Annotated in this window: 25 protein-coding genes; 5 read left to right on the top strand and 20 right to left on the bottom strand. The window is 42.4% G+C overall.

What is annotated here, in order from left to right; all coding sequences use genetic code 11:
* Nucleotides 1–88 precede the first annotated feature (88 nt).
* The 9 genes from malS to R0K30_RS06945 all read right to left on the bottom strand — a co-directional run bounded on the left by malS (nucleotide 89) and on the right by R0K30_RS06945 (nucleotide 9,433).
* Nucleotides 89–1,789: an oxaloacetate-decarboxylating malate dehydrogenase gene (malS, locus tag R0K30_RS06985; RefSeq protein WP_410609794.1), complete on the bottom strand. Its 1,701-nt coding sequence runs from the start codon at nucleotides 1,787–1,789 to the stop codon at nucleotides 89–91.
* Between the two features lie 278 nt (nucleotides 1,790–2,067).
* Nucleotides 2,068–2,670 (bottom strand): thymidine kinase, encoded by a 603-nt coding sequence (locus R0K30_RS06980; protein WP_099726516.1) that lies wholly within the window; start codon nucleotides 2,668–2,670, stop codon nucleotides 2,068–2,070.
* An 87-nt stretch (nucleotides 2,671–2,757) separates the two neighbouring features.
* On the bottom strand, nucleotides 2,758–2,958 hold the full coding sequence (gene rpmE, locus R0K30_RS06975) for a 50S ribosomal protein L31 (RefSeq protein ID WP_003215407.1): 201 nt from the start codon (nucleotides 2,956–2,958) through the stop codon (nucleotides 2,758–2,760).
* Nucleotides 2,959–3,088: 130 nt separating this feature from the next.
* The gene (gene rho / locus R0K30_RS06970; RefSeq protein ID WP_008354975.1) at nucleotides 3,089–4,372 is read right to left on the bottom strand and encodes a transcription termination factor Rho; all 1,284 of its coding nucleotides are present in this window, start codon (nucleotides 4,370–4,372) and stop codon (nucleotides 3,089–3,091) included.
* 364 nt (nucleotides 4,373–4,736) lie between these two features.
* Nucleotides 4,737–5,702: a class II fructose-bisphosphatase gene (gene glpX, locus R0K30_RS06965; protein WP_099726517.1), complete on the bottom strand. Its 966-nt coding sequence runs from the start codon at nucleotides 5,700–5,702 to the stop codon at nucleotides 4,737–4,739.
* Nucleotides 5,703–5,734: 32 nt separating this feature from the next.
* Nucleotides 5,735–7,024, bottom strand: coding sequence for a UDP-N-acetylglucosamine 1-carboxyvinyltransferase (locus R0K30_RS06960; protein ID WP_099726518.1), 1,290 nt, complete (start codon nucleotides 7,022–7,024; stop codon nucleotides 5,735–5,737).
* 247 nt (nucleotides 7,025–7,271) lie between these two features.
* Nucleotides 7,272–7,910 carry a fructose-6-phosphate aldolase gene (gene fsa / locus R0K30_RS06955; protein WP_099726519.1) on the bottom strand — a complete coding sequence of 213 codons (639 nt, stop codon included), beginning with the start codon at nucleotides 7,908–7,910 and terminating at the stop codon, nucleotides 7,272–7,274.
* A gap of 112 nt (nucleotides 7,911–8,022) precedes the next feature.
* On the bottom strand, nucleotides 8,023–8,880 hold the full coding sequence (locus tag R0K30_RS06950; RefSeq protein WP_034660304.1) for a class II fructose-bisphosphate aldolase: 858 nt from the start codon (nucleotides 8,878–8,880) through the stop codon (nucleotides 8,023–8,025).
* Between the two features lie 178 nt (nucleotides 8,881–9,058).
* Nucleotides 9,059–9,433 carry a response regulator gene (locus tag R0K30_RS06945; RefSeq protein ID WP_003214681.1) on the bottom strand — a complete coding sequence of 125 codons (375 nt, stop codon included), beginning with the start codon at nucleotides 9,431–9,433 and terminating at the stop codon, nucleotides 9,059–9,061.
* Nucleotides 9,434–9,613: 180 nt separating this feature from the next.
* On the opposite strand from R0K30_RS06945, the gene R0K30_RS06940 reads away from it, so the two are divergent.
* Nucleotides 9,614–10,144 carry a DUF2529 domain-containing protein gene (locus R0K30_RS06940; RefSeq protein WP_410609790.1) on the top strand — a complete coding sequence of 177 codons (531 nt, stop codon included), beginning with the start codon at nucleotides 9,614–9,616 and terminating at the stop codon, nucleotides 10,142–10,144.
* Nucleotides 10,145–10,185: 41 nt separating this feature from the next.
* On the opposite strand, the gene pyrG is transcribed toward R0K30_RS06940, so the two are convergent.
* Together pyrG and rpoE are read right to left on the bottom strand one after the other, a co-directional pair.
* Nucleotides 10,186–11,793 carry a CTP synthase gene (gene pyrG / locus R0K30_RS06935; protein ID WP_410609788.1) on the bottom strand — a complete coding sequence of 536 codons (1,608 nt, stop codon included), beginning with the start codon at nucleotides 11,791–11,793 and terminating at the stop codon, nucleotides 10,186–10,188.
* Between the two features lie 238 nt (nucleotides 11,794–12,031).
* Nucleotides 12,032–12,568, bottom strand: a complete 537-nt coding sequence (gene rpoE, locus R0K30_RS06930) for a DNA-directed RNA polymerase subunit delta (protein ID WP_256499079.1) — start codon at nucleotides 12,566–12,568, stop codon at nucleotides 12,032–12,034.
* A 377-nt stretch (nucleotides 12,569–12,945) separates the two neighbouring features.
* On the opposite strand from rpoE, the gene R0K30_RS06925 reads away from it, so the two are divergent.
* Nucleotides 12,946–13,419, top strand: a complete 474-nt coding sequence (locus R0K30_RS06925) for a DUF2798 domain-containing protein (RefSeq protein WP_326839048.1) — start codon at nucleotides 12,946–12,948, stop codon at nucleotides 13,417–13,419.
* Between the two features lie 345 nt (nucleotides 13,420–13,764).
* On the opposite strand, the gene R0K30_RS06920 is transcribed toward R0K30_RS06925, so the two are convergent.
* From R0K30_RS06920 to R0K30_RS06900, 5 genes are all read right to left on the bottom strand, one after another.
* Nucleotides 13,765–14,907, bottom strand: a complete 1,143-nt coding sequence (locus R0K30_RS06920) for an acyl-CoA dehydrogenase (RefSeq protein WP_099726525.1) — start codon at nucleotides 14,905–14,907, stop codon at nucleotides 13,765–13,767.
* Nucleotides 14,908–14,923: 16 nt separating this feature from the next.
* The gene (locus R0K30_RS06915; RefSeq protein ID WP_249705364.1) at nucleotides 14,924–16,036 is read right to left on the bottom strand and encodes an acyl-CoA dehydrogenase family protein; all 1,113 of its coding nucleotides are present in this window, start codon (nucleotides 16,034–16,036) and stop codon (nucleotides 14,924–14,926) included.
* Nucleotides 16,037–16,047: 11 nt separating this feature from the next.
* Entirely contained in the window at nucleotides 16,048–16,911 is an 864-nt protein-coding gene (locus R0K30_RS06910) for a 3-hydroxybutyryl-CoA dehydrogenase (protein WP_230030608.1), read from the bottom strand.
* Between the two features lie 19 nt (nucleotides 16,912–16,930).
* Entirely contained in the window at nucleotides 16,931–18,106 is a 1,176-nt protein-coding gene (locus tag R0K30_RS06905) for an acetyl-CoA C-acetyltransferase (protein WP_256499085.1), read from the bottom strand.
* A gap of 102 nt (nucleotides 18,107–18,208) precedes the next feature.
* Nucleotides 18,209–20,320 (bottom strand): heterodisulfide reductase-related iron-sulfur binding cluster, encoded by a 2,112-nt coding sequence (locus tag R0K30_RS06900; protein WP_230030606.1) that lies wholly within the window; start codon nucleotides 20,318–20,320, stop codon nucleotides 18,209–18,211.
* Nucleotides 20,321–20,464: 144 nt separating this feature from the next.
* Between R0K30_RS06900 and cls the strand changes: the two genes are divergently transcribed.
* The 3 genes from cls to R0K30_RS06885 all read left to right on the top strand — a co-directional run bounded on the left by cls (nucleotide 20,465) and on the right by R0K30_RS06885 (nucleotide 22,964).
* Complete coding sequence (cls, locus tag R0K30_RS06895) at nucleotides 20,465–21,661, top strand: cardiolipin synthase (protein WP_099726530.1); 1,197 nt, start codon at nucleotides 20,465–20,467, stop codon at nucleotides 21,659–21,661.
* A gap of 12 nt (nucleotides 21,662–21,673) precedes the next feature.
* A complete protein-coding gene (uvsE, locus tag R0K30_RS06890; RefSeq protein WP_410609783.1) occupies nucleotides 21,674–22,636 on the top strand; it encodes a UV DNA damage repair endonuclease UvsE in 963 nt (320 codons plus the stop codon).
* A gap of 73 nt (nucleotides 22,637–22,709) precedes the next feature.
* A complete protein-coding gene (locus tag R0K30_RS06885; protein WP_410609781.1) occupies nucleotides 22,710–22,964 on the top strand; it encodes a general stress protein in 255 nt (84 codons plus the stop codon).
* A 29-nt stretch (nucleotides 22,965–22,993) separates the two neighbouring features.
* On the opposite strand, the gene R0K30_RS06880 is transcribed toward R0K30_RS06885, so the two are convergent.
* The 4 genes from R0K30_RS06880 to R0K30_RS06865 all read right to left on the bottom strand — a co-directional run bounded on the left by R0K30_RS06880 (nucleotide 22,994) and on the right by R0K30_RS06865 (nucleotide 26,699).
* Nucleotides 22,994–23,992 carry a S66 family peptidase gene (locus R0K30_RS06880; RefSeq protein ID WP_410609780.1) on the bottom strand — a complete coding sequence of 333 codons (999 nt, stop codon included), beginning with the start codon at nucleotides 23,990–23,992 and terminating at the stop codon, nucleotides 22,994–22,996.
* A 196-nt stretch (nucleotides 23,993–24,188) separates the two neighbouring features.
* Nucleotides 24,189–25,295: a response regulator aspartate phosphatase gene (locus tag R0K30_RS06875; protein ID WP_410609778.1), complete on the bottom strand. Its 1,107-nt coding sequence runs from the start codon at nucleotides 25,293–25,295 to the stop codon at nucleotides 24,189–24,191.
* Nucleotides 25,296–25,874: 579 nt separating this feature from the next.
* A complete protein-coding gene (locus R0K30_RS06870; RefSeq protein WP_410609776.1) occupies nucleotides 25,875–26,045 on the bottom strand; it encodes a hypothetical protein in 171 nt (56 codons plus the stop codon).
* Nucleotides 26,046–26,063: 18 nt separating this feature from the next.
* On the bottom strand, nucleotides 26,064–26,699 hold the full coding sequence (locus R0K30_RS06865; RefSeq protein ID WP_410609774.1) for a hypothetical protein: 636 nt from the start codon (nucleotides 26,697–26,699) through the stop codon (nucleotides 26,064–26,066).
* Nucleotides 26,700–26,869: the final 170 nt, after the last annotated feature.

The raw sequence follows: 26,869 nt of genomic DNA, 5'->3' as shown, positions 1-26,869 counted from the left end.
TTACTATTCCTCCTTAAATCCTTTACATGTTTCAATTTATTGCGGCATTGTTTAGATTACCCTAAACAACGCCGCATGACATATTTTATTATGCTCTTACAATTTTTTTATATTCAGGAGTCCACATTGCGTCTTTCACAGCTTGTTCGATATTGTCAGGCGTTTTTCTTGCGACCCCATCTTCAATTGCTGCTTTCGCTACTTCAATTGCCACATAGATTGACACTTCTTGCAATTTATCAATGCTTGGAAGTAGGCCAGCACCTGGTTTTTTGTGATCAACCATTTCAGCAATCGCATTCGCAGAAGCGACGAACATTCCTTTTGTGATGATTTTTGATTCCGTTACGATAGAACCAAGACCAAGTCCTGGGAAAACGAATGCATTGTTTGATTGTCCGATTTCATGTTCGATGCCATTATACTCAACATTTTCGAATGGGCTTCCTGTTGCAACAAGTACACGGCCGTCTGTCCATTTAAATAGATCCTCTGGCACTGCCTCAGCAAGTGGTGTTGGGTTAGACATTGGCATGATCACTGGACGTTCTGTATGAGCTGCCATTTCTTTAATGATTTCTTCAGTGAATGCGCCGCCTTGACCTGATGTACCGATTAGGATCGTTGGCTTCACTTTGCGAACGGTTTCTGCAAATGAAATTTGTCCTTTTTCATCACGAGCCCAGCCCTCAACTTCATCAGATGAACGAAGATACGGTTTTTGGAAATCAAGCACTTCATCTTCAAATTGATCTGTTAACAATCCTCTGTAGTCTAATGTCCAGAAGGCATTGTTTGCTTCTTCTTCAGTCAGACCTTCAAGTACCATTGTGTCACGCACTTGATCTGCGATTCCGATACCAGCTGAACCAGCTCCAAAAATCACAACACGGTGATCTTTCAATTGAGTACCAGTTTTCTTGACAGCGGCAAGTACTCCCGCTAAAGTAATGGCACCAGTACCTTGAATATCATCATTGAATGTTAAGATGTTGTCGTTGTATTTTTTCATGATGTTACGCGCATTTTTGTTTCCAAGGTCTTCCCAGTGAAGCAATGCTTTCGGGAAGAATTTAAGTGCTGCTTTTACATAAGCATCAATGAATTCTTCGTATTTTTCACCTTGTACACGTTTGTGGTGGTTACCGATGTATAATGGATCATTCAATAATTTTTCATTGTTTGTTCCAACATCTAATACAACTGGAATCACGCGGCTTGGATCAATACCTGCTGCTGCAGTGTAAACAGCTAATTTACCGATTGCGATGTTGATACCACCAACACCCCAGTCACCAATTCCAAGAATACTCTCAGAGTCAGTTGCAACGATTAGGTCAATATCGCCAGCTGTTGCATGTAAGTTTTCAAATGCTTTCTCAATGCCGTCAATGTTGTCGATTGAAAGATAGACACCATGAGGTCTTCTGTATTCATGGCTGTATTCTTGAATCGCTTCACCAACAGTTGGCGTGTAAACAACAGGGAGCATTTCACGAAGCTTGTCTGTTAGAAGCTTGTAGAACAATACTTCGTTACGGTTTTGCAAATCACTTAAGTATACGTTTTGACGAAGACGATCTGGCTGAGCTAGAAATTGCTTGTACGCTCTCTCCGCTTGCTGTTCTAAAGTCAGAACAGTTGGAGGAAGTAATCCTTCTAGTCCAAGCTCTTGTCTTTCTTCTTCAGAAAAAGCAACGCCTTTGTTCAACGTTGGAATCGATAATACATCTTTACCTGTTAAAGTGGTTTCGAGGTACCCTTCTTTTGTTTTCTTCACGTTGTTCATCAAAAACTACCCTCTTTCTAAAATATAAATAAAGTTAACTATTAATCAAAAGAATGATTAAGGAGAAAAATCCTTAATCAAAAAAATTATGACAAGAAATCGAACTTTTCGTTAAAATGCTTTACACTACAGTTAGTCATTTTATGCCTGCTTATGCTAAAACGCAAGCGTTGAAAATTAGATAATTTTTTCGTAGTGTTATTTAATTTATTTAAGTACAAATGATGGGTGTTCATCCAAAATCTCAAAAACAAAACACAGCGGCATTTGCTATTTTTTTAATTGTCAAGTGTTGTACCAACGTCAAGTCTTGGTACTTCATGGTGATGTCTGCATCGTGCTTCGTATGATTCCTGCGCACCTACTAAAATAATGGGATCATCATAGGATGCGGGTTTACCGTCGATCAAGCGTTGTGTTCTACTCGCTGGGGAGCCGCATACCGAACAAACTGCTTGAAGTTTTGTTACAAGCTCTGCACATGCCATTAAATGCGGAACAACACCAAATGGCTCTCCTCTGAAGTCCTGATCCAGGCCTGCAACAATGACTCGGTAGCCTTTATCAGCCAATTGAGTGACAATATCAATGATTGTCTCATCAAAAAATTGCACCTCATCAATGCCAATGACATCGGTTCTTTCTGATATGTGCGTTATTATGTCTTTTGGTGAGGCTACTGCAATCCCATCTACTGATGAACCGTTATGTGACACAACTGAGCTTGTACTATATCGGTTATCGATCGCTGGTTTGAATATTTTTACTTCTTGTTTGGCAAAGGTGGCTCTTTTGACTCTCCGAATCAATTCTTCCGACTTTCCAGAAAACATACTACCGCAGATGACTTCAAGCCAACCGCTTTGTTTCATCACATACATAAGGTCTTCTCCCCCGTTTTAAAGTTCCATCAATCCACGTAAAAAAACAGGCAAGAACGGATTCCTGCCTGTTTATTGTATCTATTATTACTTAAGACCGTATTTTTTGTTAAAGCGGTCAACACGTCCATCAGCAGAAGCGAATTTTTGACGGCCTGTATAGAAAGGATGGCACTCAGAGCAAATCTCGATGCGAACCTCTTCTTTTACTGATCCAGTTTCAAACTCATTTCCACAAGCGCATTTGACTGTAGCTTTTTTGTAGTTAGGATGAATTCCTGTTTTCATCTACTGTCATCTCCTTCCGCCCTGAATCCAATTCGGAAACAGAGTTAATATCTCAGAATAAATTCTGAAACGCACATGATAAAATTATAACAGCGAGAGTCTATGATTGCAAATGTATTTTTTCAGGAAGTTATCTTCTTGATGCAGACATATTTGCTTGTTTCCATTCTTGCGTTAAAATATCGAAAAATTCTTGGTTTGTCTTTGTTTTTCTCATTTTGCGCATGAACTTCTCAGCGAAGTCAGGTGTATCTGACATCGATTTTCTCATCGCCCATAGACGATCAAGATGCTCTTTTGGCACAAGCAGTTCTTCTTTTCTCGTACCCGAACGTCGAATGTCGATCGCTGGGAAGATTCTTCTCTCTGCAAGAGAACGGTCCAAATGAAGCTCCATGTTTCCAGTTCCTTTAAACTCCTCATAGATCACATCATCCATACGTGATCCAGTATCAACAAGGGCAGTAGCTAAAATCGTCAAGCTTCCGCCTTCTTCGATGTTACGCGCAGCACCAAAGAAACGTTTCGGGCGATGGAAAGCCGCTGGATCAATCCCCCCAGAAAGCGTTCGGCCGCTTGGTGGGATGACAAGGTTGTATGCACGAGCAAGCCTTGTGATGCTGTCCATTAAGATGATGACATCTTTTTTATGTTCAACAAGACGCATGGCACGCTCTAATACAAGCTCTGCTACTTTAATGTGGTTTTCCGGTACTTCGTCAAAGGTTGAACTAACAACATCCCCTGCAACAGAACGTTCGATATCTGTTACTTCCTCCGGACGTTCGTCAATAAGAAGGACAATCAGTTCTGCCTCTGGATGATTTTCAGAAATGCTGTTGGCAATTTCTTTGAGCAGAATGGTTTTTCCTGCCTTAGGCGGCGCAACGATTAATCCACGCTGTCCAAACCCAACTGGCGCCATCATATCCATAATTCTAGTAGACAGGTGATTAGGCTGTGTTTCAAGAATCATTTGGCGATCAGGAAATAGCGGTGTGAGTGCAGGAAAGTGAACACGTTCCTTTGCTGATTCTGGGTCATCCCCATTTACCGCTTCTACATGAAGGAGGCCATAGTAGCGTTCATTCTCTTTTGGAGGTCGTACCTTTCCAGACACTTTATCTCCATTTCGTAAATCAAAGCGTCTGATTTGTGAAGCAGAAATATAAATATCTTCAGAACTTGGGGAGTAGTTAATCGGTCTTAAGAACCCAAAGCCCTCAGACTGAATAATTTCAAGAACCCCTTCCATAAATAAGAGATCCTCTTGCTCAGCATTTGCCTTTAGAATGGCAAAGATTAATTCTTTTTTTGTTAGTTTGCTGTAATAAGAGATTTTGTAGCGTTTTGCTAACTCATACAGCTCTTTTAATTTCATATTTTCCAAAGATGAGATCGAAACATCTTTCAATATGGACACCACACTTTTCTAGTCAATGTATTTCATTACAAATGCATGACCATTGTATTTGATTAGCTTTTTAATTCCTTTTTTGTTGGGATGACCTTGCTCTAATGGTAACGCTCCACTCGTTTTATTTGATAGATAGAAACAATGTGGAATAGAGCTTTGTCAACATAGAGAAGGATAAAGAGTATATCGTCATGATGCGGCAGTATTTAAACTTGTTGAAGCTTAAAAGAAGTAAATTCGCAGGAAATTTCGCAGCACTCTTTAGTTTTACCTCATTTGAAGAGAATATTCAACTTTAAACAGAAAATGATATACATTTGAAACCTATATGAAAAGCGGGTAATGAATACCCGCTTTCTGATTACGGACGAATGAAAAGATTCGGTTTTTTCTTTAAGCTGTGTCTGCCATCAACGAATCGAACAGTACCCGATTTCGCACGCATGACAACACTTTGTGTTGTTCCAACAGAGCCTTTGAATTGAACACCTTTTAATAACTCGCCGTCCGTTACACCTGTCGCTGCAAAAATGGCATCGTCTCCTTTTACGAGGTCTTCCATTCTTAGGACTTTCCCAACATCCAGCCCCATTTTCTCACAGCGTCTCTGCTCTTCTTCACTTTGAGGAAGAAGCTTACCATGGATTTCACCACCAAGTGCCTTTAACGCGACAGCAGAAAGGACACCCTCAGGCGCTCCACCTGAACCAAATAGAATATCAACACCTGTGTGATCAAATGCTGTATTAATGGCTCCTGCAACGTCACCATCATCGATTAGTTTAATTCTTGCTCCTGCTTCTCTCAGCTCAGCAATAATTTTCTCATGTCGACCTCTGTTTAAAATTGTCGCAACAACATCTTCAATATCTTTGTTTTTCGCTTTTGCAACAGCGCGAAGATTATCAATGACAGGCGCTTCAATGTCGATGCAGCCTACCGCTTCTGGACCTACTGCGATCTTATCCATGTACATATCAGGTGCATTCAGCAAGTTGCCATGATCTGCAACCGCAATGACAGCTAAGGCATTCCAGCCGCCGCTTGCCACAATATTTGTTCCTTCTAATGGATCAACAGCGACATCCACGCGAGGTCCATATCCGTTGCCAAGCTTTTCCCCAATATAAAGCATTGGTGCTTCGTCCATTTCTCCCTCGCCGATGACGACTGTTCCCTTCATCGGAATGGTGTCAAATACATCACGCATTGCACTTGTTGCAGCATCATCCGCTTCGTCTTTCTTTCCTCTTCCCATCCAACGGGCAGATTTTAAAGCGGCTGCTTCTGTCACCCGTACTAGTTCCATCGATAAACTTCTTTCCATTTTTGTCCAAATCTCCTCTCACAGTCAAAGCCTTATGAATTTTGAAGTTCTTCTATTTCTTGGTCATTCAGCTTTTCACGCCAGATGGTTGCACCCAAGCCTTCAAGCTTCTCCTCAAGCAAACTATATCCTCTGTCTATATGTTCAAGCCCTGTGATTTCGGTCACGCCGTCTGCCATTAACCCTGCGACAACGAGACAGGCACCTGCACGCAGATCACTTGCTTTTACCTTTGCTCCTTGAAGCTGCGTTTGTCCGGTAATAATAGCAGATCTTCCTTCCACCTTCATGTTTGCACCCATTCGACGCAATTCGTCAATGTGCTTAAAGCGGGCAGAGTAGATCGTATCTGTGACCACACTCGTGCCTTTCGCTTTTGTTAACAAGGCCGTCATCGGCTGCTGAAGATCAGTCGGAAAGCCCGGATACACAAGGGTTTTGATATCGACAGGCTTGAGTCCTTCGTTTCTGCCAACGATCAGCATCTGATCGTTGCTCGTTTCAATGGTGAACCCCATTTCTCTAAGTTTCGCCGTAATTGATTCTAAATGAGTTGGGATCACATTATCAAGTACAACTTCATCTCCCATCGCTGCACCAGCAATTAAAAACGTACCTGCTTCTATGCGGTCAGGGATGATGGAATGCTTACAGCCATGAAGAGATTCTACACCTTCGATTCGAATCACATCAGTACCCGCACCTTTGATTTTGGCTCCCATGCTTGCAAGCAGTGTCGCTACATCAATAATTTCGGGCTCTTTTGCGGCATTTTCAATCACCGTTTTTCCTTCAGCCAGTACAGCTGCCAGCATGATATTGATGGTCGCACCCACACTGACAACATCAAGATAAATGCGGGCCCCGACTAATTTTTCAGCACGCAAATAAATTGCACCCTGCTCGTTTGTCACCTCGGCTCCAAGTGCTTCAAAGCCTTTGATATGCTGATCGATCGGTCTAGGTCCTAAGTGACATCCTCCTGGCAAACCGATGACAGCCTGCTTGAACCTGCCTAGCATGGCTCCCATTAAATAATAGGACGCACGCAGTTTCTTCACTTTCCCATTAGGAAGCGGCATGCTGATCATTGCTTTAGGATTGACAACCATTTCACCTTTTTCAAATGTTACCTTCCCGCCAATTTCTTCTAACAGATCTCGTAATGTGTCTATATCTGAAATATGCGGTAGGCCCTCAATGGTTACTGGAGAATCTGCGAGAATCGTGGCAGGAATCAGTGCCACAGCACTATTTTTCGCACCACTAATATGTACGGTCCCGCGTAAGGGGTCACCGCCGGCAATGTTTAACTTTTCCATATTTGTCTCCCTTCTTAAAGAAGATCACTGTTGGAGTTATACTGTTTGTGGATGTCGCGCTTTAAAAGGTCTTGTCCAAAATTTAGCCAATATCAAGAGAAAGAATACAGGTTAAACGAAATTTGTCGGAAGAAAAATAATCGAAGCTTTGCGAGGCTGTGATGTTCTCTTCTTTGCACAAAACATTTCTTAGCGTTTTTAAAGAAAACTGCGGCAAACGGAATACGCTCCCGCCTGCCACAATCACTTATTTATTCCAGTCTGCTAAAAATTGCTCAATGCCTGCATCCGTTAATGGGTGTTTTGTCAGCTGCTTGATGACTTTCAGCGGCATTGTGCCGATATGAGCGCCTCTAATGGCAGCTTCTGTCACATGCTGCGGGTGACGAATGGATGCAGCAATGATTTGTGTATCTAATCCATGAACATCAAAAATGGTTTTCACTTCGCTAATGAGATCAAGACCATTGTGGCCGATGTCATCTAAACGACCGAGGAATGGAGAAACATACGTCGCACCAGCTCTAGCTGCAAGCAGAGCCTGATTTGAATTAAAAATCAAAGTGACGTTTGTTTTAATACCAAGGTCTGTTAACGCTTTGACAGCTTTCAGGCCGTCCGTTGTCATTGGAACTTTGACAGTGATATTTGGTGCAATGGCAGCAAGCTCTTTTCCTTCTTCAATCATTTCCTCTGCTTTTAAGGAAATGACTTCCGCACTGACAGAACCTGACACGACGTCAGTGATTTCACGAAGGCGATCGTGGAATGATACGTCCTTTTCTTTCGCTACTAAACTAGGGTTTGTTGTGACGCCTGCTAAAATGCCAAGCTCGTGCGCCTCTTTGATGTCTGCAATATTCGCTGTATCTACGAAAAATAACATAACTGTGCCACTCTCCTATCAAAAAATTGTCTGAAATGTAAATTTTGATTGCGCTTTCTCAAGATATGGAGAAAACCGCCTGTGACTCAGGCGGCTTTCGGTTCTCATCAAATTATGCTTGGTTAGAAGAACCAAATTCGCGCATTTTGCCGATAACAGTTGCTTTAATTGCGTCACGAGCTGGTCCAAGATATTTACGTGGATCATACTCTTCTGTTTTTGCAGCAAGTGTTTCGCGAACTGCTTTCGCAGAAGCAATTTGGTTTTCAGTGTTTACATTGATTTTTGCTGTACCAAGTGAAATTGAACGCTTGATGTCAGCAGTTGGGATACCTGTTCCGCCGTGAAGAACAAGTGGAAGACCTGTCATTTTACCAATTTCTTCCATTTCAGCGAAACCAAGGTTTGGTTCACCTTTGTATGGACCATGAACTGAACCTAGTGCAGGTGCAAGGCAGTCGATACCAGTACGTTCTACAAGCTCTTGGCATTCTTTTGGATCAGCATAAATAACGCCCTCAGCGATGACGTCGTCTTCTTGTCCACCAACAGTTCCAAGCTCAGCTTCTACAGATACACCGTGGAAATGTGCAAGCTCAACTACTTTCGCAGTTGTTGCTACGTTCTCATCGAATGGATGGTGAGAAGCGTCGATCATAACAGAAGTAAATCCTGCATGAATCGCTTTTGCACAAGATTCAAAGCTTGAACCGTGATCTAAATGAATCGCAACAGGAACTGTTACATTATATTCTTCGATTAACGCTTTAACCATTGCGACAACTGTTTTGAAGCCGCCCATGTAGCGTCCTGCTCCTTCAGATACTCCTAAAATAACTGGAGATTTCTCTTCTTCAGCAGCTTGTAAAATCGCTTGCGTGAATTCTAAGTTATTTAAGTTAAACTGTCCAACAGCGTAACCTTTTTCCTTTGCGTCTTTCAACATTTCTGTCATTGAAACTAAAGGCATGATGAAAAATCCTCCCTATGTAGCTAATTTGCTTACTAAAAAAAGCTCTCCACCCTAGCATGACCAGAATTTCTCGCCATATGTAAACTTTCAAAGTCAGATCGCTTTCTTCTTCTTATCTAGAATACCAATTATTCGACAAATCGGCAACAGAATGAATCGATTCAATCATTTCCAGCTAGCCATTTGTTTCAAGAGGCAGGTATTCTTTGACTGCATCTCGGATTTCATCAATATCAAATGGTTTAGCGAAGTGCGTCAATGCACCGAGTTCTTTGGATTCTTGAATCATATCTAATTCACCATAAGCTGTCATAATGATCACGCGGATGTCTTCATCAATTAATTTCATCCGTTTTAAAATCTCAATCCCATCCATTCCAGGAATCTTCATATCAAGCAGAACAAGGTTCGGTCTATGGTTTTTCACAATATCTAACGCTTGTAGACCATTAGCTGCTTGGAAGGTTTGATAGCCTTCTTTATGAAACACTTCATTCAGTAATATTCTAATACCGTACTGATCATCGACAATTAAAATTTTCTCATTCATCTGTTACACCCCATTGCTTTCATTTTTCGCCATAAAAAGAGCAGTTGTTAAATAATTCTGTTTGATTTTCACATTTCCTTTATTTATAATAGTTTACTTTACGACATTTTCTGAGCATTTTTCCTAATATTCTCTTTATATTCTATTATAAAATGATCTGACCGAAGGAGGAAATGAGTCTTGTTAAAAATTTTCACCACCCAGTTATCAGGTATTTTTTCACGTATTGGAGAAAAGCAGGCAGAAGCGATTGAGGACGGTGCACGCCTTCTTGCTCAAGCCGTCGTCAGTGGACATGCTGTTTATTTCCATGGAAGAAATGAGCTGGCTGCTGTAGCCCTAGAGGCATCCGAAAGCAAGGAGCCATTTCCCGGTGCAAAAGTACTGCCGCTGGATCAAAAGGAGCGCAGCTTACTTCATCCAAGTGACAGGGTTCTGCTTTTTTATTCAGATCCAGAAGATCAGGAGATTCAATCCCTTGTAAAAGAACTGCACACGCAAGGTACGCCCATTGTTGGAGTTGGGCCAGCACAAAAGGAGACGTCAATAATTGAAGAGCATTGCGATGTCCACATTGATTTCCAGCTCAAGAAACCACTTGTGCCTGCCGAGGATGGAACAAGGTTCGGCTATCCTGCTTTAATGACCTGCTTATATGTCTACCATGCTCTATCGTTTACTGTGAAAGAAATCGTTGAGGAATATGAATAAAAAAACTGCCGAGAAGATGATATTCTCGGCAGTTTTTTGTTTTATTTTGATTCAGATGCTTGCAGTGAAGCACCAACGAAATCTCTAAATAACGGCTGTGGTCTTGTCGGTCTTGAAATGAATTCTGGATGGAACTGAGAAGCAAGGAACCAAGGGTGATCCTTCAGCTCAATAATTTCAACAAGGCGTCCGTCTGGGCTTGTACCAGAGAATACAAATCCTGCTGCTTCCATTTGCTGTCTGTATTCGTTATTAAACTCATAACGATGACGGTGGCGTTCGTAGACCACTTCGTCATTGTATGCAACATATGCTTTCGAGTCTTCATTTAATTTACAAGGGTACAGCCCTAGACGAAGTGTTCCGCCTAGATCATCTACATCCTTCTGTTCCGGAAGAAGGTCGATGATTGGGAATGCTGTTTCTGGATCAATTTCCGCTGAATGAGCTCCCTCAAGGCCTAGTACGTTTCTCGCATATTCGATAGACGCGACTTGCATTCCTAGGCAAATTCCGAAGAATGGTACTTTGTTTTCGCGGGCATATTGTGTTGCAATGATTTTCCCTTCCACTCCGCGGTCTCCGAAGCCTCCAGGAACGATCATACCGTCTACATCTTGAGCGAGATCAGCTATATTCCCTGCTGTGACTTCCTCTGCATTGATCCATTTGATTTGAACATCAGCATCAAATGCATAGCCAGCATGACGAAGTGATTCAACAACAGAAATGTATGCATCTTGCAGCTCAACATATTTCCCTACAAGTCCAATCGTTACTTGTTTTGAAAGGTTTTGCACTTTGTCGACAAGAGCCGTCCACTCAGTCATGTCCGCATCTTGGCATTCAAGCTTCATGTGCTCACATACAAGCTTGTCTAATCCTTGTTTTTGTAAATCAAGCGGAATGGAGTAAAGGGTGTCTGCATCCTGGCATTCGATGACAGCTTTTGTATCAATATCACAGAATAGAGCAATTTTGTCCTTCATGTCTTGTGTCATTGGCATTTCTGTTCTGACAACAATGACGTTTGGCTGAATGCCAAGGCTGCGAAGTTCTTTCACACTATGCTGTGTTGGTTTTGTTTTCAATTCGCCTGCTGCACGGATGTAAGGAACAAGGGTACAATGAATGTACATGACATTTTCACGTCCGATGTCACTCTTCATTTGACGAATCGCTTCAAGGAATGGGAGGGATTCGATATCTCCAACTGTTCCGCCGATTTCTGTAATGACAACATCCGCACCAGTTTCTTTTCCTGCACGGTATACACGGTCTTTGATTTCATTTGTAATGTGGGGAATGACCTGTACTGTACCGCCTAAATAGTCGCCGCGGCGCTCTTTTTTCAAGACAGTAGAGTAGATTTTACCCGTTGTTACGTTGCTGTACTTATTTAAGTTAATATCAATGAAACGCTCGTAGTGACCTAAGTCAAGGTCTGTTTCAGCACCGTCATCTGTAACAAATACTTCACCGTGCTGGTATGGACTCATTGTCCCAGGGTCTACATTTATATATGGATCGAATTTTTGAATGGTGACATCCATCCCTCTGTTTTTTAGAAGGCGGCCTAACGATGCAGCCGTGATCCCTTTTCCAAGTGAGGAAACAACTCCTCCTGTTACAAAAATATACTTTGTCATTTCGTATGCTCCTCTCTTTTTTACCCTTGCATGACTAGACATGCACAGCTTCATCCTTTTTAGAGTGTATCCCTAAATCTCTTGAAAAATAAGAAAGCTCCCTTTCAAATAAATGAAAGGGAGCGTAAATGAACGTATCTTTACGTACTCTTTTTAGAGAGCCCAAAATACATACTACATAGTTCGCTCTCGAAAGTCAAGACGGTTTTGTCCTGTTTTAAGGACCGGTTTGAGAGGGTTATTTGCCTTCCTCTTCCTCGTCTAAATCGTCTTCATCAATCTCCGTTAAGCCGTCATCATCTTCGTCATCATCTTCGTCGAAGTCTTCTAGATCTTCATCAACTTCTTCTTCATCTAAGTCGAGATCATCGTCGGCTTCAACAAGATCAAGATCTTCTTCAAGCTCTTCGATTTCTTCTTCCTCTTCAATCTCATCGAAGTCTTCTTCAACGACAGCTGCTTTTGTTTTTTTCTTTTTCGCTTTTGTTTTCACAGCTGGCTGAACTTCTTCTTCGATTTGATCAACTGGATACCAGCTGCGAAGTCCCCATCTCTGATCACCTAACGAAATAAAGCGGCCATCTATATTTAAGTCTGTATAAAATTGGGCAAGTCGATCATCTAGATCAGATTTTTGTATCCCTTGCAAACGGATCATTTCATCTATTAACTCGGAAAACGTGATCGGTGTTTTGCTGTCTCTGAAAATTTCATAAGCAAGTTCAACTAAAGACATTTGTTTGAGCTGTTCCTGTGAGTATTCTTTCAAACTCAAGGTCAGACACTCCCTTTCTATTACATGTATGTATCCATTTATCAGTGAAATAATAAGTATTTATACCTTATTCTTACGACAAACCATACCTCTCATTATAAACAAATTAGGGGAGTTTATGCCACCTTTATCGATGTTAAATTTTGATTTTTTCTCACGGGGAGCACCTAGAGCTTCATCATCTGCGTTAAATTGGACTGGTTCTTGTGTGCCGTCCACATTTAACGTGCATTTTTGTCTTCCATTTTGATCGCATAAGGGCTATTTCTTCTTCTCTAAAAAGGGAATTTATTCCTTCGCAAAATGTTCACTTACGACCGTTTGATACAAAAATCTATAATGAGTAGACTAATTTTGAGAGGTTGATCGAATTGCCAATGACAAAAAAAGAAAATTTACAATTTGGTGTATTGATGTGTTTTTGTATGTTTTCAGTGATGTTCTTTTACAATCTATTTCTAAATGGACAGCTTGGACATATGACGTGGTTAGAAGGGGGCCTCAGCTATGTGCTCGGTTTTGTCATCGCTTTGTTGATTGAAATGTACATTGTTGGACCTTCAGCAAAAAAAGCAGCCAGCCGCTTTGCCCCGAAAGGCAAGAAACTCTATTTTATTCTCACTCTTTCCATCTGCATCGTATTTGGGATGGTGTGCCTCATGTCTTTATGCGGATATGTGGTTCAAAGTATCAGCACAGGATTTCAAGCACAATCAATTCTTTCTGATTACTTTACGATTTTCGGTCATAATGTGATCATGGCGCTGCCTTTACAGCTTTTAATTATGGGGCCGCTTGTCCGTTATGTCTTTTTCAAATGGATGAAATCGAAACAGGCAGCGGCGATATAGGCGAATGTGCATATTTAAAGCTGAATGTTCTGAATTAATGAGAAAACGACAGGTATGGTAAACAAAGTCCCCGCAGACATTAATACGATTAATTTTCTGCGACTTTTTTCTTGATCGTCCTTCTTTGAAGACTTCGAAAGCTCTGTGGAAACCATGATCCAAATAACCAGAGTTACTAATGCTAAGATGGTCGTCATCATCATAACCTCCATATTTATATTTTTCCCAATTTTAACATAATGCTGTGATGATATGGGTCAATATTGGAAATTGCCTCAAATTCGAAAACTGAATGAAACAAAACCAAAACAGACCACCTCACGTTCAGGTGGTCTTTGCTTTTTTCTACATATCTAGCAGTTTCCGCGAAATGACCAGCCGCTGGATTTCCTGTGTTCCTTCGTAAATTTGAGTGATTTTCGCATCACGCATGTATCGTTCGACTGGGTAATCCTTTGTATAGCCGTATCCGCCGAAGATTTGAACCGCTTCTGTCGTCACCTTCATGGCTGTATCACCCGCAAAGAGCTTGGACATGGCTGATTCCTTTCCATACGGAAGCCCTTTCGTTTCAAGCCATGCTGCCTGGTACGTGAGCAGTCTCGACGCCTCGATCGCTGTCGCCATATCGGCTAGCTTAAAAGCGATCCCTTGCTGCTGAATGATTGGTTTTCCAAATTGTTTGCGCTCCTTTGCATAATTGACCGCCGCATCAAGAGCGCCTTGGGCGATCCCAACAGCCTGTGCAGCAATGCCGTTTCTGCCGCCATCGAGCGTCATCATGGCTATTTTAAACCCTTCTCCTTCTTTGCCGAGCCGGTTCCTTTCATGAATGCGACAATCTTCAAAGATGATTTCAGTTGTTGGCGATGAGCGTATGCCCAGCTTGCTTTCTTTTTTACCTATCGAGAAGCCAGGTGTCTCTTTTTCTACAATAAAGGCGGTTGTATTTCGAGATGCAGCTTCTTGGTCTGTCACGGCAAACACAATATAATAATCCGCAATGCCTCCATTTGTTATAAAGATTTTCGCACCATTCAGGACGTATTCACTACCCGCTTTCACTGCTGTTGTCTTCATTCCGCCGGCATCAGAACCGGAGCCGTTTTCAGTGAGAGCGTATGCTCCTATCTTCTGTCCCTCTGCAAGCGGCTTTAAATAGGTCTCCTTTTGTTCAGCTGTTCCGAAAGTAAAGATAGGCCATGAGGCGAGAGATGTATGGGCAGACAGGGTAACGCCTGTAGAGGCGCACACTCTTGAAAGCTCCTCAACTGCAATGACGTAGGCTAAATAGTCACTCCCGATCCCGCCTACCTCTTCTGGCCATGGGATACCCGTTAAACCGAGCTCCGCCATTTGGCGAAAAATAGCTGGATCATAGGTTTCTGTCTCATCTCGCTCTGCTGCTGTTGGCTCCACTTCATTTCTCGCAAAATCTCTCACCATTTTTTGTATCATTTCATGTTCGTCACTTAATTGGAACTGCATCATGAGCCACCTCATTTCATATTAGCTGTTTACAAATGACCAGCCTTTGAATTTCACTTGTTCCTTCATAGATTTCACAAATTTTCGCATCACGAAAATAGCGTTCTGTGTGATATCGATTGGTATAACCGTCCATGCCTAGCAAATGGATCGCTTCTGTACTGATCTCAACCGCCGTTTTTGAAGCAAATAACTTCGCCATCGACGCTTCCTTTGTGACCGGGCGGTTTGCCTCTTTATAAGAAGCTGCTTGATAGACGAGCAGCTTGGCCGCTTCAAGCTTCGCCGCTAAATCGCCTAGCCGAATGGTCGTTTCAAGACCGGCTGGATGCTGCTTTAAATAAGTCACTGCCTCCGTTAATGCGGCTTCTGCAATACCAAGGCTTTGGGCCGCGATACCAATTCTCCCCGCATTTAAGCTAGACATGGCCAATCGGAAGCCCTCACCTTCTGCACCGAGCAGCTGCGCCTTCGGAATTCGCACGCCATCAAAATGAAGCGTCACTGTTTTTGACCCGTGCAGCCCCATTTTCTTCTCATCTTTTCCGATCGTAAACCCCGGCGTATCTTTTTCGACAATGAACGCCGATATATTTTTTTTAGCAGAGGCAGGGTCTGTCACTGCAAATACAAGATACAGTTCTGCTTCCCCGCCGCTTGTGATAAAAATTTTCGTTCCATTTAACTCATAGTGGTCGTCTATCCGCTCTGCTCTAAGCTGAATACTAGAAGCATCTGAGCCAGCTGTTGGTTCAGTCAGGCAAAAGGCGCCCAGCTTCTGCCCAGACGCAAGCAGCGGAACATAGGATTTTTTTTGCTCGGTCGTACCAAAAGCCAAAATAGGCATCGTCACAACAGATGTATGAACGGACACAATGACACCGATGGTTGCACTCACTTTCGATAATTCATGAATCGCGATGATATACGTTGTAAAATCTGCCCCTAATCCTTGATACGCAGCTGGTATCGGAAGCCCTAGAAAGCCTTGCCGTCCCATCTCAGCTAAAAGTGTGCTTGGAAACTGGCCTTGTTCCATGGCTTCTACTTCAGGGAATACATGCTGGCGTGCAAATGATGCTACTTGTTCTCTCCAGAGACGCTGTTTTTCCGTTAGCATAACATCCATCTTGACTCCCCCTATGAGTGGTCGTGGTATGTGTAAAAACCTCTCTTTGTCTTTCTGCCAAGCCAGCCTGCGCTTACGTATTTTTTCAAAAGAGGACAAGGTCGATATTTGCTATCTCCAAGACCCTCGTGAAGGGTATTCATAATAAATAAACATGTATCCAGTCCGATTAAATCAGCGAGACGAAGCGGACCCATTGGGTGATTCATTCCAAGTGTCATGACACTGTCAATGCTTTCTGCATCTGCCACGCCTTCATAAAGGGTATAAATCGCTTCATTGATCATCGGCATCAATATACGATTTGAGACAAACCCCGGGAAGTCTTCCACTTCAATTGGGGTCTTGTTTAATTTCTTCGCTGTTTCAAAAACGATTTGATACGTTTCGTCATTCGTTTGCAGGGCACGGATGACCTCAACCAGTTTCATGACAGGAACCGGATTCATAAAATGCATGCCAATGACCTGCTCTGGCCTTGTCGTAACGGCTGCTAATTCTGTGATCGACAAGGAAGACGTATTTGTCGCAAATATCGTCTTCACCTCTGCAAATTGATCGAGGGTTTTAAAGATTTGCTTCTTAACACTCATTTGTTCAGATGCCGCTTCAACTACCAAATGAGCCTGCTGTACGTCCTTTAAATTTGTTGAGATGGCAAGCCGCTGCGTAATATCACGGACTGCCTGATGTGCCAGCTTTCCTTTTTCCGCTCGTTTCGTCAGTTGTTTGGTCATGGAGGAAATCGCTCGATGAATCTGCTCTTCTTGTGCATCATGGAGCAGGACTGTGTAGCCTGACTGAGCAAATACTTGGGCAATGCCTGATCCCATTTGACCAGCCCCGACGACCATGACGGTCTCTTCTGTACGCATGACAATAAACGCCTCCCTTTTAATCCACCTTGATCATGATGGCATCTCCTTGACCGCCCCCACTGCAAATCGCCGCGATGCCAATGCCGCCGCCTCTTTGTCTGAGCGCATGAATCAAGGTCAGTATGATACGTGTTCCGCTTGCCCCAATCGGGTGACCGAGCGCGACTGCTCCTCCATTGATATTCATTTTCCGCCGATCCAGCCCGAGTATTTTTTCGCAAGCAAGAGCCACTGCTGAAAAAGCCTCATTGATTTCAAACAAATCGATATCCTCTACACGCATTCCTGTTTTCTGTAACATTTTTTCGATCGCAAAGGCTGGTGTTTTTGGAAAGTCCTTTGCCTCTACTGCTACCTGTGTATGTCCAAGCACGACAGCCATTGGCTTTTCGCCATGCTGCTTAGCATATGTGTCTTTCATTAGAAGAAGCGCACTTGCTCCGTCATTGACACCTGGTGCGTTCCCAGCAGTGATGGTACCGGTCTGATCAAAAACCGGCATGAGCTTTGATAACCTTTCATATGACGTATCACGCCGCGGGGATTCATCTTCTGTGATCAGCTGATCCCCTTTTTTCGTCTTGACGGTGACTGGGGTGATTTCATTTTTAAAAAAGCCGTTTTTTTGAGCTTCAATGGCTCGTTCATGGCTTCTTAGCGCCCAAAGGTCCTGCTCTTCTCGCGTGATGCCGAGCTCCTTCGCTGCCATGCTTCCATACTCGCCCATATGAACACCTGTAAACGAACAGGTTAATCCATCTAAAATCATCGCATCTTGTACCGCTCCATCTCCCATTTTGTAGCCCCATCGCGCTTTTTTTAGAAGATAAGGGGCATGAGACATGGATTCCATACCGCCCGCCACGATGACCTCCGCATCACCTGCTCGAATGATTTGGTCTGCTGTGCTGACACTGCGCATTCCAGAAGCACAGACTTTATTGATGGTTTGCGTCGGAACCGACCATGGAAGATCAGCATATCTAGCTGCTTGCCTAGAAGGGATCTGACCTTGTCCTCCTTGAAGAACACTTCCCATGATGACCTCATCCACCTCATGAGAACTTGAGGCTCTTTCCAGCGCAGCCTTGATCGCCATTCCACCTAATTCTGCGGCAGTTAAACCACTTAAAGATCCGCCCAGTTTTCCAAATGATGTTCTCGCTCCAGATACAATGACTGTCGTGCTCATGTATTTCCCCTCCCGTTTGTTACCGCTTACATATCGTCCAGGCAGCTGATGAACAGCGCCATGCTTAGGCCGATGAACATCATATTCATCGGCCTGCCACTCTTACGAAGCCTTCGTTTTAGCCTCGCCAAACACTGATTTTTCAAGAAGTTCTGCGACGTCAAATGTGCCAACCTGCTCCTCTACTTCTTTCGCTTTTGTTCCGTCTCCCAGCATGGTTAAACAATAAGGACATCCTGAGCTGATGATGGATGGCTGCACCTGTAAGGCCTGCTCCGTTCGTGCTGTGTTAATCCGAGTACCTGTCTCTTCTTCCATCCACATTAAGCCTCCGCCTGCACCGCAGCACATACCGGTTTCACGATTGCGCTCCATTTCTTTCAGCGTCACACCAGGAATGGCTTTTAAAATGTCTCTTGGCGGGTCATACACCTCGTTATATCTGCCCAAATAGCAAGAATCGTGGAAGGTAATCACCTCGTTCACTTCATGTACAGGTGTTATTTTCCCTTCTTTCACTAGCTCTGCCAGTAATTCTGTATGATGGTATACGTCTGCCTCAAGCCCGAAGTCTGGGTATTCATTTTTAAATAAATTGTAGGCGTGTGGATCAATCGTGACGATCTTTGTCACGCCGTTTTTCTGAAATTCTTCGATGTTCTTTGTGGCAAGCTCTTGGAACAAAAATTCGTTCCCGAGTCTTCTTGGTGTATCGCCTGAGTTCTTCTCTTTATTGCCTAGGATGGCAAAGGAGACACCTGCTTCATTGAGCAGTTTTGCGAAGGCAAGCGCAATCTTTTGACTTCTATTGTCATATGCTCCCATTGAACCAACCCAGAATAAATAATCAAAGGTCTGATCTGCTTTTTTCAGCTCTTTCACTGTCGGCACATGCACATCTTCTCTAAGTTCACGCCAATTTTCTCTTTCTTTCCGGTTCAATCCCCATGGGTTTCCTTGACGCTCAATGCTTGTCATGGCACGCTGTGCATCTGCATCCATTTTTCCTTCTGTCAGTACAAGATATCTGCGCATATCAATAATTTTGTCGACGTGTTCATTCATGACAGGGCATTGATCTTCACAGTTTCGGCAAGTCGTACATGCCCAGATTTCTTCTTCTGTAATGACCTCACCAATGAGAGATGGATGATACATGGTGCTGGCAGCTGATTCTTCCGCTCCAGCTCCTCTCGCCTGCATCGCCAGCTGATTCGCAGTTGTCTGCTTGAAGGCAAGCTGCGGGACCCACGGTGTCTTTGATGTAATAGCAGCCCCTTTATTTGTTAAATGATCCCTTAACCTTAAAATCAAGTCCATTGGAGAAAGCATCTTCCCTGTCCCTGTTGCCGGGCACATATTTGTACAGCGCCCACATTCCACACAGGCGTAAAGATCGATCAGCTGAGACTGACGGAAATCTTCAATTTTCCCAACACCGAAGGTCTCTTGTGTCTCATCTTCAAAATCAATTTTTTGCAGCTTGCCTGGCGGGTCCAATCTGCTGACAAATACATTCACTGGTCCTGCAATCAGATGAGCATGCTTAGACTGCGGAACGTACACTAAGAACGTCAGTAAAATGAGAAGATGCATCCACCATGCGACATAAAAAACAATTGTTGCCGCAAGAGGCGAGAGCCCGCCAAGCAAGAAAGCAATGCCCGAAGCAATTGGCTCAGTTGGTGATAGGGCGTGTCCATGCCAGATGATGTTCGTGCCGTTCCCTAATAATACTGTCAGCATCAAGCCGCCAATAAACAGCAGCACAAGACCTGATTTAAAGCCTCTTTTTAAACGGACAAGCTTCTCCACATATCTTCTATGGAAAGCCCAAACAACCGCCACTAAAATCAGAAGTGTGACGACTTCTTGGAAGAACGTAAAGACGCCGTACAGCGGACCTAACGGGAGCCCGCTATCTGGGACAAGTCCCTTCATAATAAAATCAAGGGCTCCGAACTGAACAAGAATAAATCCATAGAAAAACAGCACATGAATGATGCCGCTCTTCTTATCCTTTAACAGCTTCTTTTGCCCAAACACATTGACCCATACACGCTCTAAACGCTTCTTCATGTCCTGTTGAAACTCTTCTTTTTTACCAAGACGAATATACGCCGCTCGTGTTCGAATGAGATAAATAAACAAATACACAGCGTAAGCGGTCACCGCCGCAAATGCGATCAAGTTCATCATTAAAAGGCTATTCATCTTGCTCCCCCTTTCATTCCCCACAACCCACTTTGTTCCGTTTCCATGTTGTACCTCTATCATAAATAATGAATGAGTATTCAGTCAATATTTTTTACGCGTTTGGGTACACTATTGAAATATGCAAAAAAAGGAGGAACCTTCATGATCGCATTGATCATCCTACTCGTACTCATCATAATCGTACTACTCGTGATTTTGGACCTTTATATGGCAAAGAAATATTTTTCTACCCATGCTTTCGAACGGACTTTTGACCAGACAAGTGGCGATGCAGTCTTTTATCATGATGGCGAACCAATTTTTGATCAGCTGCTCACTGATATTCAGCAGGCCTCTTCTTCTATTCATATGATGTTCTTTATTGTAAAGAACGACAAGATTGGGCAAAGGATCTTACAAGCACTAAAAGCCAAAGCGGAACAAGGGATTTCGGTCATTTTGCTCACCGATCGATTAGGCTCCTATCCATTTGATCAAAAGTCGATCGACATGCTCAAAAAAAGCGGCATTCAATTTTATTTTTTAAATAAACCTCGTTTTCCTTTTTTGATTTATCGTTTAAACATGAGAAATCACCGCAAAATTACGGTGATTGATGGGAAGATTGGCTATATTGGCGGGTTTAATATCGGCGATGAATATGTAGGGAAAAACGGCAAATTTGGCATTTGGAAGGACTATCACCTGCGAATGACAGGACAGGTTGTCGCAGACCTCCAGCATGTGTTCCTCAATGATTTGTACCGATCATCAGGCATACATCAGCTGCAATACGAGGTTTTCCCTGCATTGGAACCGGGAACATTACAATGCACTACACGTGCGACTGCTGGCTTTTCTTTAGAAGCTTTATTTCTCTATGATATTCAGCAGGCTAGACAGCAGATCACCATCTGTACGCCTTATTTTATTCCATCAGCCCCTCTTCTCAAGGCCTTGCTTGAGGCGCGGAAGCGAGGCGTCACTGTCGAAATCATCATCCCAATGAAGGCTGATCATCCTCTTGTCAAAGAAGCTGGATTTTATTATTTGAAGGATCTGATTGCCTCTGGCTGCCTTGTGTATCGTTTTTATAAAGGGTTTTATCATTCGAAAGCGATTCTCATTGATCACAGTCGGTGCATCATCAGTACGGCGAATTTTGATAAACGGAGCTTGTTTTTAAACGAGGAAGTAGATGTCGCCATTGATGATGAAGTCTTTACTGCACACGTGGAGGAAAAGATTCGTGAACACATTGAAGTGTCTGAGCTCATGACAGAAGAGAAATTTAAACAGCGCCCACTTTTCACACGGCCGCTTGAGTGGGTAGGCGCCATGTTCTCGTATTTTTTATAAAGGAGATGACATATGCGTTATCGATTTGGTTATGTTTCCAATGCCGTCACCCTGTGGGAAGCTTCTCCTGCCAAGTCGCTGACTTTTGCAAGATACAGCAAGCTCTCAAAGGAAGAAAGAGAAGAGGCTTTACTGCGAACTACGAAGGCCAATCTCGTCAATACGTTAAGAACGCTTTATTTTGCGATTGCTCATGATATTCCGCTTTACCGTTTTTCCAGCTCGATTGTTCCGCTGGCAACCCATCCTGATGTTCGCTGGGATTTTGTGACACCCTTTCGTAAGGAGTTTCTTGAGATTGGCGAGTTGGTTAAACGGCACGGGTTACGAGTGAGCTTTCACCCCAATCAATTTACCTTGTTTACAAGCCCAAAGCCTTCGATCACAGAGAATGCCGTGATCGATATGACGTATCATTATCAGATGCTTGAGGCGATGAAGCTCGAAAAGGAAGGCTATATGAATATTCATGTAGGCGGTGCATATGGAGATAAGGCATCGGCTCTTCACCGCTTTGATGAAAATATAAAACAGCTCCCGGCTCATATTAAGGCGAGAACGACTCTTGAGAATGATGACAAAACGTATACGTCGTTAGAAACACTCGATGTATGCGAAAAACACGACATTCCGTTTGTTTTTGATTACCATCATCATGTGGCCAACAAAGATGACGATGCCGCGCTTGATGACATCCTGCCAAGAATGTTCGACACTTGGACCAACACTGGCATTCCGCCTAAAATCCATTTGTCCTCACCAAAATCAGAAAAGGCGATACGCAGCCATGCGGATGGAGTGGATATGTCCTTTGTCTTACCGCTTTTTCAAGCATTAAAGCCTTATGGGCGCGATGCAGATTTTATGATTGAGGCGAAGCTAAAGGATCAAGCCCTGCTCCGCCTTGTCGAAGAGCTGTCTGCGATTAGAGGGAATCGGCGAACGGGCGGAGGAACCATCGAGTGGAAATCATAGAGAAAGGTTTATCCCTGTGCAAACAGGGGTAACAAAGCTATTGTGAGAAAGTAATTAACAGGAGGATATGAAGATGTCTCAAATCTATTCAATCCGAATCGCTGCGAAAGCATTGAATTTACATAAGCTTATGTCTCTATATGAAAAGTGCCATCAGGCTCAGCATCGTTTATATGTGTATTCTAAAAAAACAATGTGCAACATTAAAAACATCGTAGAGCTTGAAACCTTCAGGCTCACTCATTTAGAATCTGACTACTTAATTGTCGTAGAGGGAAAAAAAGCGCAAGATCTCTTGCAGCCATTTGAAAAAGAGAAGGTTTCATAAAAAAGAGCAGCCATCAGGCCGCTCTTTTGTTATATCCACTCTTTTGTTAACCAAACTTGTTTTGAAGCTGCATCCATTTTCACTTGTGCCCCGATTGGCATCGTAAGCATCGGGTGTGTGTGGGCACAGTCAAAATCTGCTATGAGCGGTCTCTTTGTCTCTCCTAGCACCTCAAGTAAAATCTCGTAAGGTTCTTTTCCCGTTCCCTCATCAACAAACAGCTCATGTTTTCCCAAAAGAATACCTGATACCCGCTCAAACACTCCATTTACTTTCAATAAAGAGAAGTTTTTTTCTACAACCGAAGCGGTTTTCATGCAATCTTCAATGAGAAGAATGTCTCCCTTTTGGATTGCCGGCATGTACTCACTGCCCCATATACCGTACATTGCATTCAGGTTCCCGCCGATCAACCTGCCTTCTGCCTGTCCTTCTATGACGCACAGCCAATCGTTTGGACGCTGCTTTTTATCACGTGTCTTTTCTTCCCAATTGATTCGTTCATCCGTCCAAAAGGGTGGTTTTTTGATCTGATAAGGAATGGGTTGAGGCTGCATCAGGATGTCTTCGAACGACTGATATGTATAAGCGACGAACGGTTCAAACTCTCCAAAAGATGGGACAAGCGCCGGTCCGTAGAAAACAGGCAGTCCCGTTTTTTCGTAGGCGGCTAAAAGAATCGCTGTCGCATCCGAATAACCGATCATGATCTTCGGATGTTGATTCAGCAACTCAAAATCAAGATAAGGCAGCAAACTATTTGAATTTGTCCCGCCAATCATTGACATGACACACGCTAAGTCTTCCCTAGCCATAAGCTCATTCAGTTCATCCGCTCGTTCTTGAATTGAACCTGAACGATAGTGATTCTCTTTTCCTGTTAATGATCCTGGTACCACAATGAATCCTTTTTGCTCAAGCCACTTCTTCGCCCGCTGATACCTAAGAGGCGAGGTCGCTGATGCAGGACTTGAAGGTGAAAAAATACCGATCTTATCGCCCTTTTGTAATCGCCGAAGCCCCTTCATTCCATCAGATCCCTCCTACACGAGTTTTTTCTATCCTAACAAAAAAAGCCCTTTATCAAAAGGGCTCAGACCCAAAAGGTCTGTCTTTTTTCATGTACCAAATCGAATAGCCAACTCCATAGCAGTCTCGGTGTGATTCAGATATGAACCACCAACCAACATCATGATCGCAAGACCAGCTAAAACAAAGCTTTTTCTAATATTCATACAAACAGTCGCCCCTTCGAATTTGTTTTTGAGCGTACACCATTTGCTGATATAAATATACAGATTCCTCCATACGCCCACACTTAGTATAAAATTCTGCGGACTCTAATGCCAGTTCTTCTAAATATGGATAACCCCTAATGTTGCCAAATCGCTTCAAAATATCCTTGAGATCATCAAGATTAAGTGGCTTTAAATATAGGTTTACAAGGAAATCGTACAAAGATTCGAATAATTGATCAGGATTTGATTTCAGATAATCTATGCCACGCTGCAAATATTCCTTGCCCAATTCATCGATACCCAATTTAAAATGGATTAGGGCTTGCTGATAAAGAACTGCTCGTATGTGGGAATGACTTTTTAAATAAAATTCAGCCTCCTCCAGATGATCTAATGCCAATTGATATTTTTCCATACTAGAGTAACAGTGACCCAAGTTCATCAAACTTATACCAATCATCAGTTCATCCTTAATTGCATGTGATTTTTCTAATGCTTTGTTTAAATGCGGAAGTGACTTTTCTGCACTGTTCAGATCAACATAATTTCCAGAAACAACAAAGCGAGACTGGATTTCTCGGACAAGATAAGTCGGGTGCGCCTTATATGTATCAAGAGCTAACATGATGTAATACATAGACATTTGAGTTTGCTTCATGTGATAGAAAATCTCTGCCATCTTGAAGTAAAACTCTGCTCTTTCAACTTCATCCGCCACTCGATCCAACCGTTTTTCTGCCTGGCGATAAAAAGTAATCGCAGTAATGTAATCACCTTGCGAAAACTCATACATCCCTTTGAAAAAATTAAAATAGTATTCCAGGATTCCAGTAAACTTTCGCCCTTGCACTTCAACCGATCGCAGGTATTCCGCTTTGTTCCGAGACCCTAGATTCATGTATTCAAGCATTTGTTCGTGGCGGAATTCCATAAGCTGAAAATAAAGAACAGCTTGTTCATCTTCCTCCATAACATCTAAATCCCTTCTGATCTCACTCCGAAGCATTTCCGCATCTGTTACATTCAGCCTTTTGATATGTTGATACCATTCGTTAATCTTCTGACCGATCTCCGCTGAAGATACAGCTACCATTTATACATCCCCCTCATTTTTTGCCGTTTTATGTTAAATCCTAGCATATAAAATACGTCTAAAACCTATTAGCGTTCCAATTTTGAAAATTTTCGGTATCTCGCAAACAGATTTTCAAGCTGATTTCAGCAGCCAAAACGAAAAAACACTTTTAAAGCCCTTATAAGCGTTTTTGACACACTACCCCTACACTTATATACCTGAACAAAAATAAAAGCGATCAGAATAAAATCTGAGCGATCTCAACTGGAATTTTGAAATTAACCTCTGTGAGTGTTAAAAACTCTCGATTTCCGTCAAGCGCCTTACTCAAAAAAGAAAAAGCAGCCTAGCCCCTTCTTTTTTGTTTTCGTTCCTCATTGGCTTTAATTAACAGTAAACCTGATGATACCCCTAGAATGAGCAGTCCTATCTCAAATAGATTGATTACTACTTCTACCTTCACATGAATCACCTCCACAGTGACCGGATTTTATCACAAAAAAATCCGTCAAAATGAAGTACTGAAAAATAAAAAAATGCTTGCGGACACCGCAAGCAAAATAGAAATTTTTCAACAAAAGAACAGGCTCTTCATCTTTATCCAGTGATGACCATATTGATGAATGGCACACTCAGTAAAAAGAAAACAACGAGAAAAACAATTTTATATCCCATCTCTTTTTCCTTATTATTCTTACGTTTTTGCATATAAACAACAAAATAAGAAACACCAGTTAAAATCATCAATACCGATATTACAGTCAGCATAAGATCATCACCTTTATATTATTTGAGGGTATCAACTCTAAATGCCGCAACCCAAGTGACACCTACATAGACACCTTTACCTTTATTTTTTGCTCCGATTCTAACAGCAAGTAAAGACCAATAACCAGCCGATACAGCACCAATTGAAGCTACAGGTGGAACCCAAAAAAACAATCCTCCAACAATAGCTCCACCACCAGCTGCACTATACAACCAATTTTGATAGCTTTTAGAAGCTTGATTGTTGAATTTCCGATCATACCCCCACCAGTTATAAGTCCATTTAGCGTAATTAACAGATGTAGACAAAGTAAGTGGAGTAATACTCAAATCTTTTTCTATGGTGATTTTACCATTTTTTACATCATTATTCAATTGAGCAAAATGTCCTTCCAATTGATCTAAACTATATTTCTCATATAAAGAATTTGGCACATTATTCAAAGACAACAAACCATCTTTACCAACAGAAACATACGGCTGAACAGCATCAATCATTTTTTGCTGCTCAGCATCCAAGCTTGTTTGATCATCAGTCTTAACCTTATAGACTCTTTCAGGTTCCTTCACATTATTTTCGTAAGCTGAAGCATTTGGTGCAACCGATAAAACCAAAACAGAAACTAACGCCATGATCATAATTTTTAACTTCAAGATAAAACTCCCTCTCTATTAATTATTTTGTTCATGGCAAATATCACATAAATAACCGAGGAAATCTACATAAATTACCTAAAATAGAAAAGTTTCCAAAACTCTTGCGGACACCGCAATCAAAAAAGAAATTTTCTGTCATATCTTCCTATGTGAAAAAAACAATATTA

It is taken from the genome of Bacillus sp. SIMBA_154 (assembly GCF_046536015.1).
In the GTDB taxonomy this organism is placed as follows: domain Bacteria; phylum Bacillota; class Bacilli; order Bacillales; family Bacillaceae; genus Bacillus; species Bacillus pumilus_P.
This window is presented reverse-complemented; position numbering and strand designations above follow the sequence as displayed.

Excerpts from the sequence above, each read along its gene's own strand:
- malS (WP_410609794.1), bottom strand. The coding sequence starts at position 1,789 with ATGAACAACGTGAAGAAAACAAAAGAAGGGTACCTCGAAACCACTTTA.
- R0K30_RS06875 (WP_410609778.1), bottom strand. The coding sequence starts at position 25,295 with ATGGTAGCTGTATCTTCAGCGGAGATCGGTCAGAAGATTAACGAATGG.
- pyrG (WP_410609788.1), bottom strand. The coding sequence starts at position 11,793 with ATGACAAAGTATATTTTTGTAACAGGAGGAGTTGTTTCCTCACTTGGA.
- R0K30_RS06950 (WP_034660304.1), bottom strand. The coding sequence starts at position 8,880 with ATGCCTTTAGTTTCAATGACAGAAATGTTGAAAGACGCAAAGGAAAAA.
- R0K30_RS06915 (WP_249705364.1), bottom strand. The coding sequence starts at position 16,036 with ATGGATGTTATGCTAACGGAAAAACAGCGTCTCTGGAGAGAACAAGTA.
- R0K30_RS06880 (WP_410609780.1), bottom strand. The coding sequence starts at position 23,992 with ATGAAGGGGCTTCGGCGATTACAAAAGGGCGATAAGATCGGTATTTTT.
- R0K30_RS06885 (WP_410609781.1), top strand. The coding sequence starts at position 22,710 with ATGTCTCAAATCTATTCAATCCGAATCGCTGCGAAAGCATTGAATTTA.
- R0K30_RS06870 (WP_410609776.1), bottom strand. The coding sequence starts at position 26,045 with ATGCTGACTGTAATATCGGTATTGATGATTTTAACTGGTGTTTCTTAT.
- R0K30_RS06920 (WP_099726525.1), bottom strand. The coding sequence starts at position 14,907 with ATGCAGTTCCAATTAAGTGACGAACATGAAATGATACAAAAAATGGTG.
- R0K30_RS06905 (WP_256499085.1), bottom strand. The coding sequence starts at position 18,106 with ATGAGCACGACAGTCATTGTATCTGGAGCGAGAACATCATTTGGAAAA.
- fsa (WP_099726519.1), bottom strand. The coding sequence starts at position 7,910 with ATGTTATTTTTCGTAGATACAGCGAATATTGCAGACATCAAAGAGGCG.
- rpmE (WP_003215407.1), bottom strand. The coding sequence starts at position 2,958 with ATGAAAACAGGAATTCATCCTAACTACAAAAAAGCTACAGTCAAATGC.
- uvsE (WP_410609783.1), top strand. The coding sequence starts at position 21,674 with ATGCGTTATCGATTTGGTTATGTTTCCAATGCCGTCACCCTGTGGGAA.
- R0K30_RS06925 (WP_326839048.1), top strand. The coding sequence starts at position 12,946 with ATGACAAAAAAAGAAAATTTACAATTTGGTGTATTGATGTGTTTTTGT.
- R0K30_RS06980 (WP_099726516.1), bottom strand. The coding sequence starts at position 2,670 with ATGTATGTGATGAAACAAAGCGGTTGGCTTGAAGTCATCTGCGGTAGT.
- glpX (WP_099726517.1), bottom strand. The coding sequence starts at position 5,702 with ATGGAAAGAAGTTTATCGATGGAACTAGTACGGGTGACAGAAGCAGCC.
- R0K30_RS06945 (WP_003214681.1), bottom strand. The coding sequence starts at position 9,433 with ATGAATGAGAAAATTTTAATTGTCGATGATCAGTACGGTATTAGAATA.
- R0K30_RS06910 (WP_230030608.1), bottom strand. The coding sequence starts at position 16,911 with ATGCGTACAGAAGAGACCGTCATGGTCGTCGGGGCTGGTCAAATGGGA.
- cls (WP_099726530.1), top strand. The coding sequence starts at position 20,465 with ATGATCGCATTGATCATCCTACTCGTACTCATCATAATCGTACTACTC.
- R0K30_RS06900 (WP_230030606.1), bottom strand. The coding sequence starts at position 20,320 with ATGAATAGCCTTTTAATGATGAACTTGATCGCATTTGCGGCGGTGACC.
- R0K30_RS06960 (WP_099726518.1), bottom strand. The coding sequence starts at position 7,024 with ATGGAAAAGTTAAACATTGCCGGCGGTGACCCCTTACGCGGGACCGTA.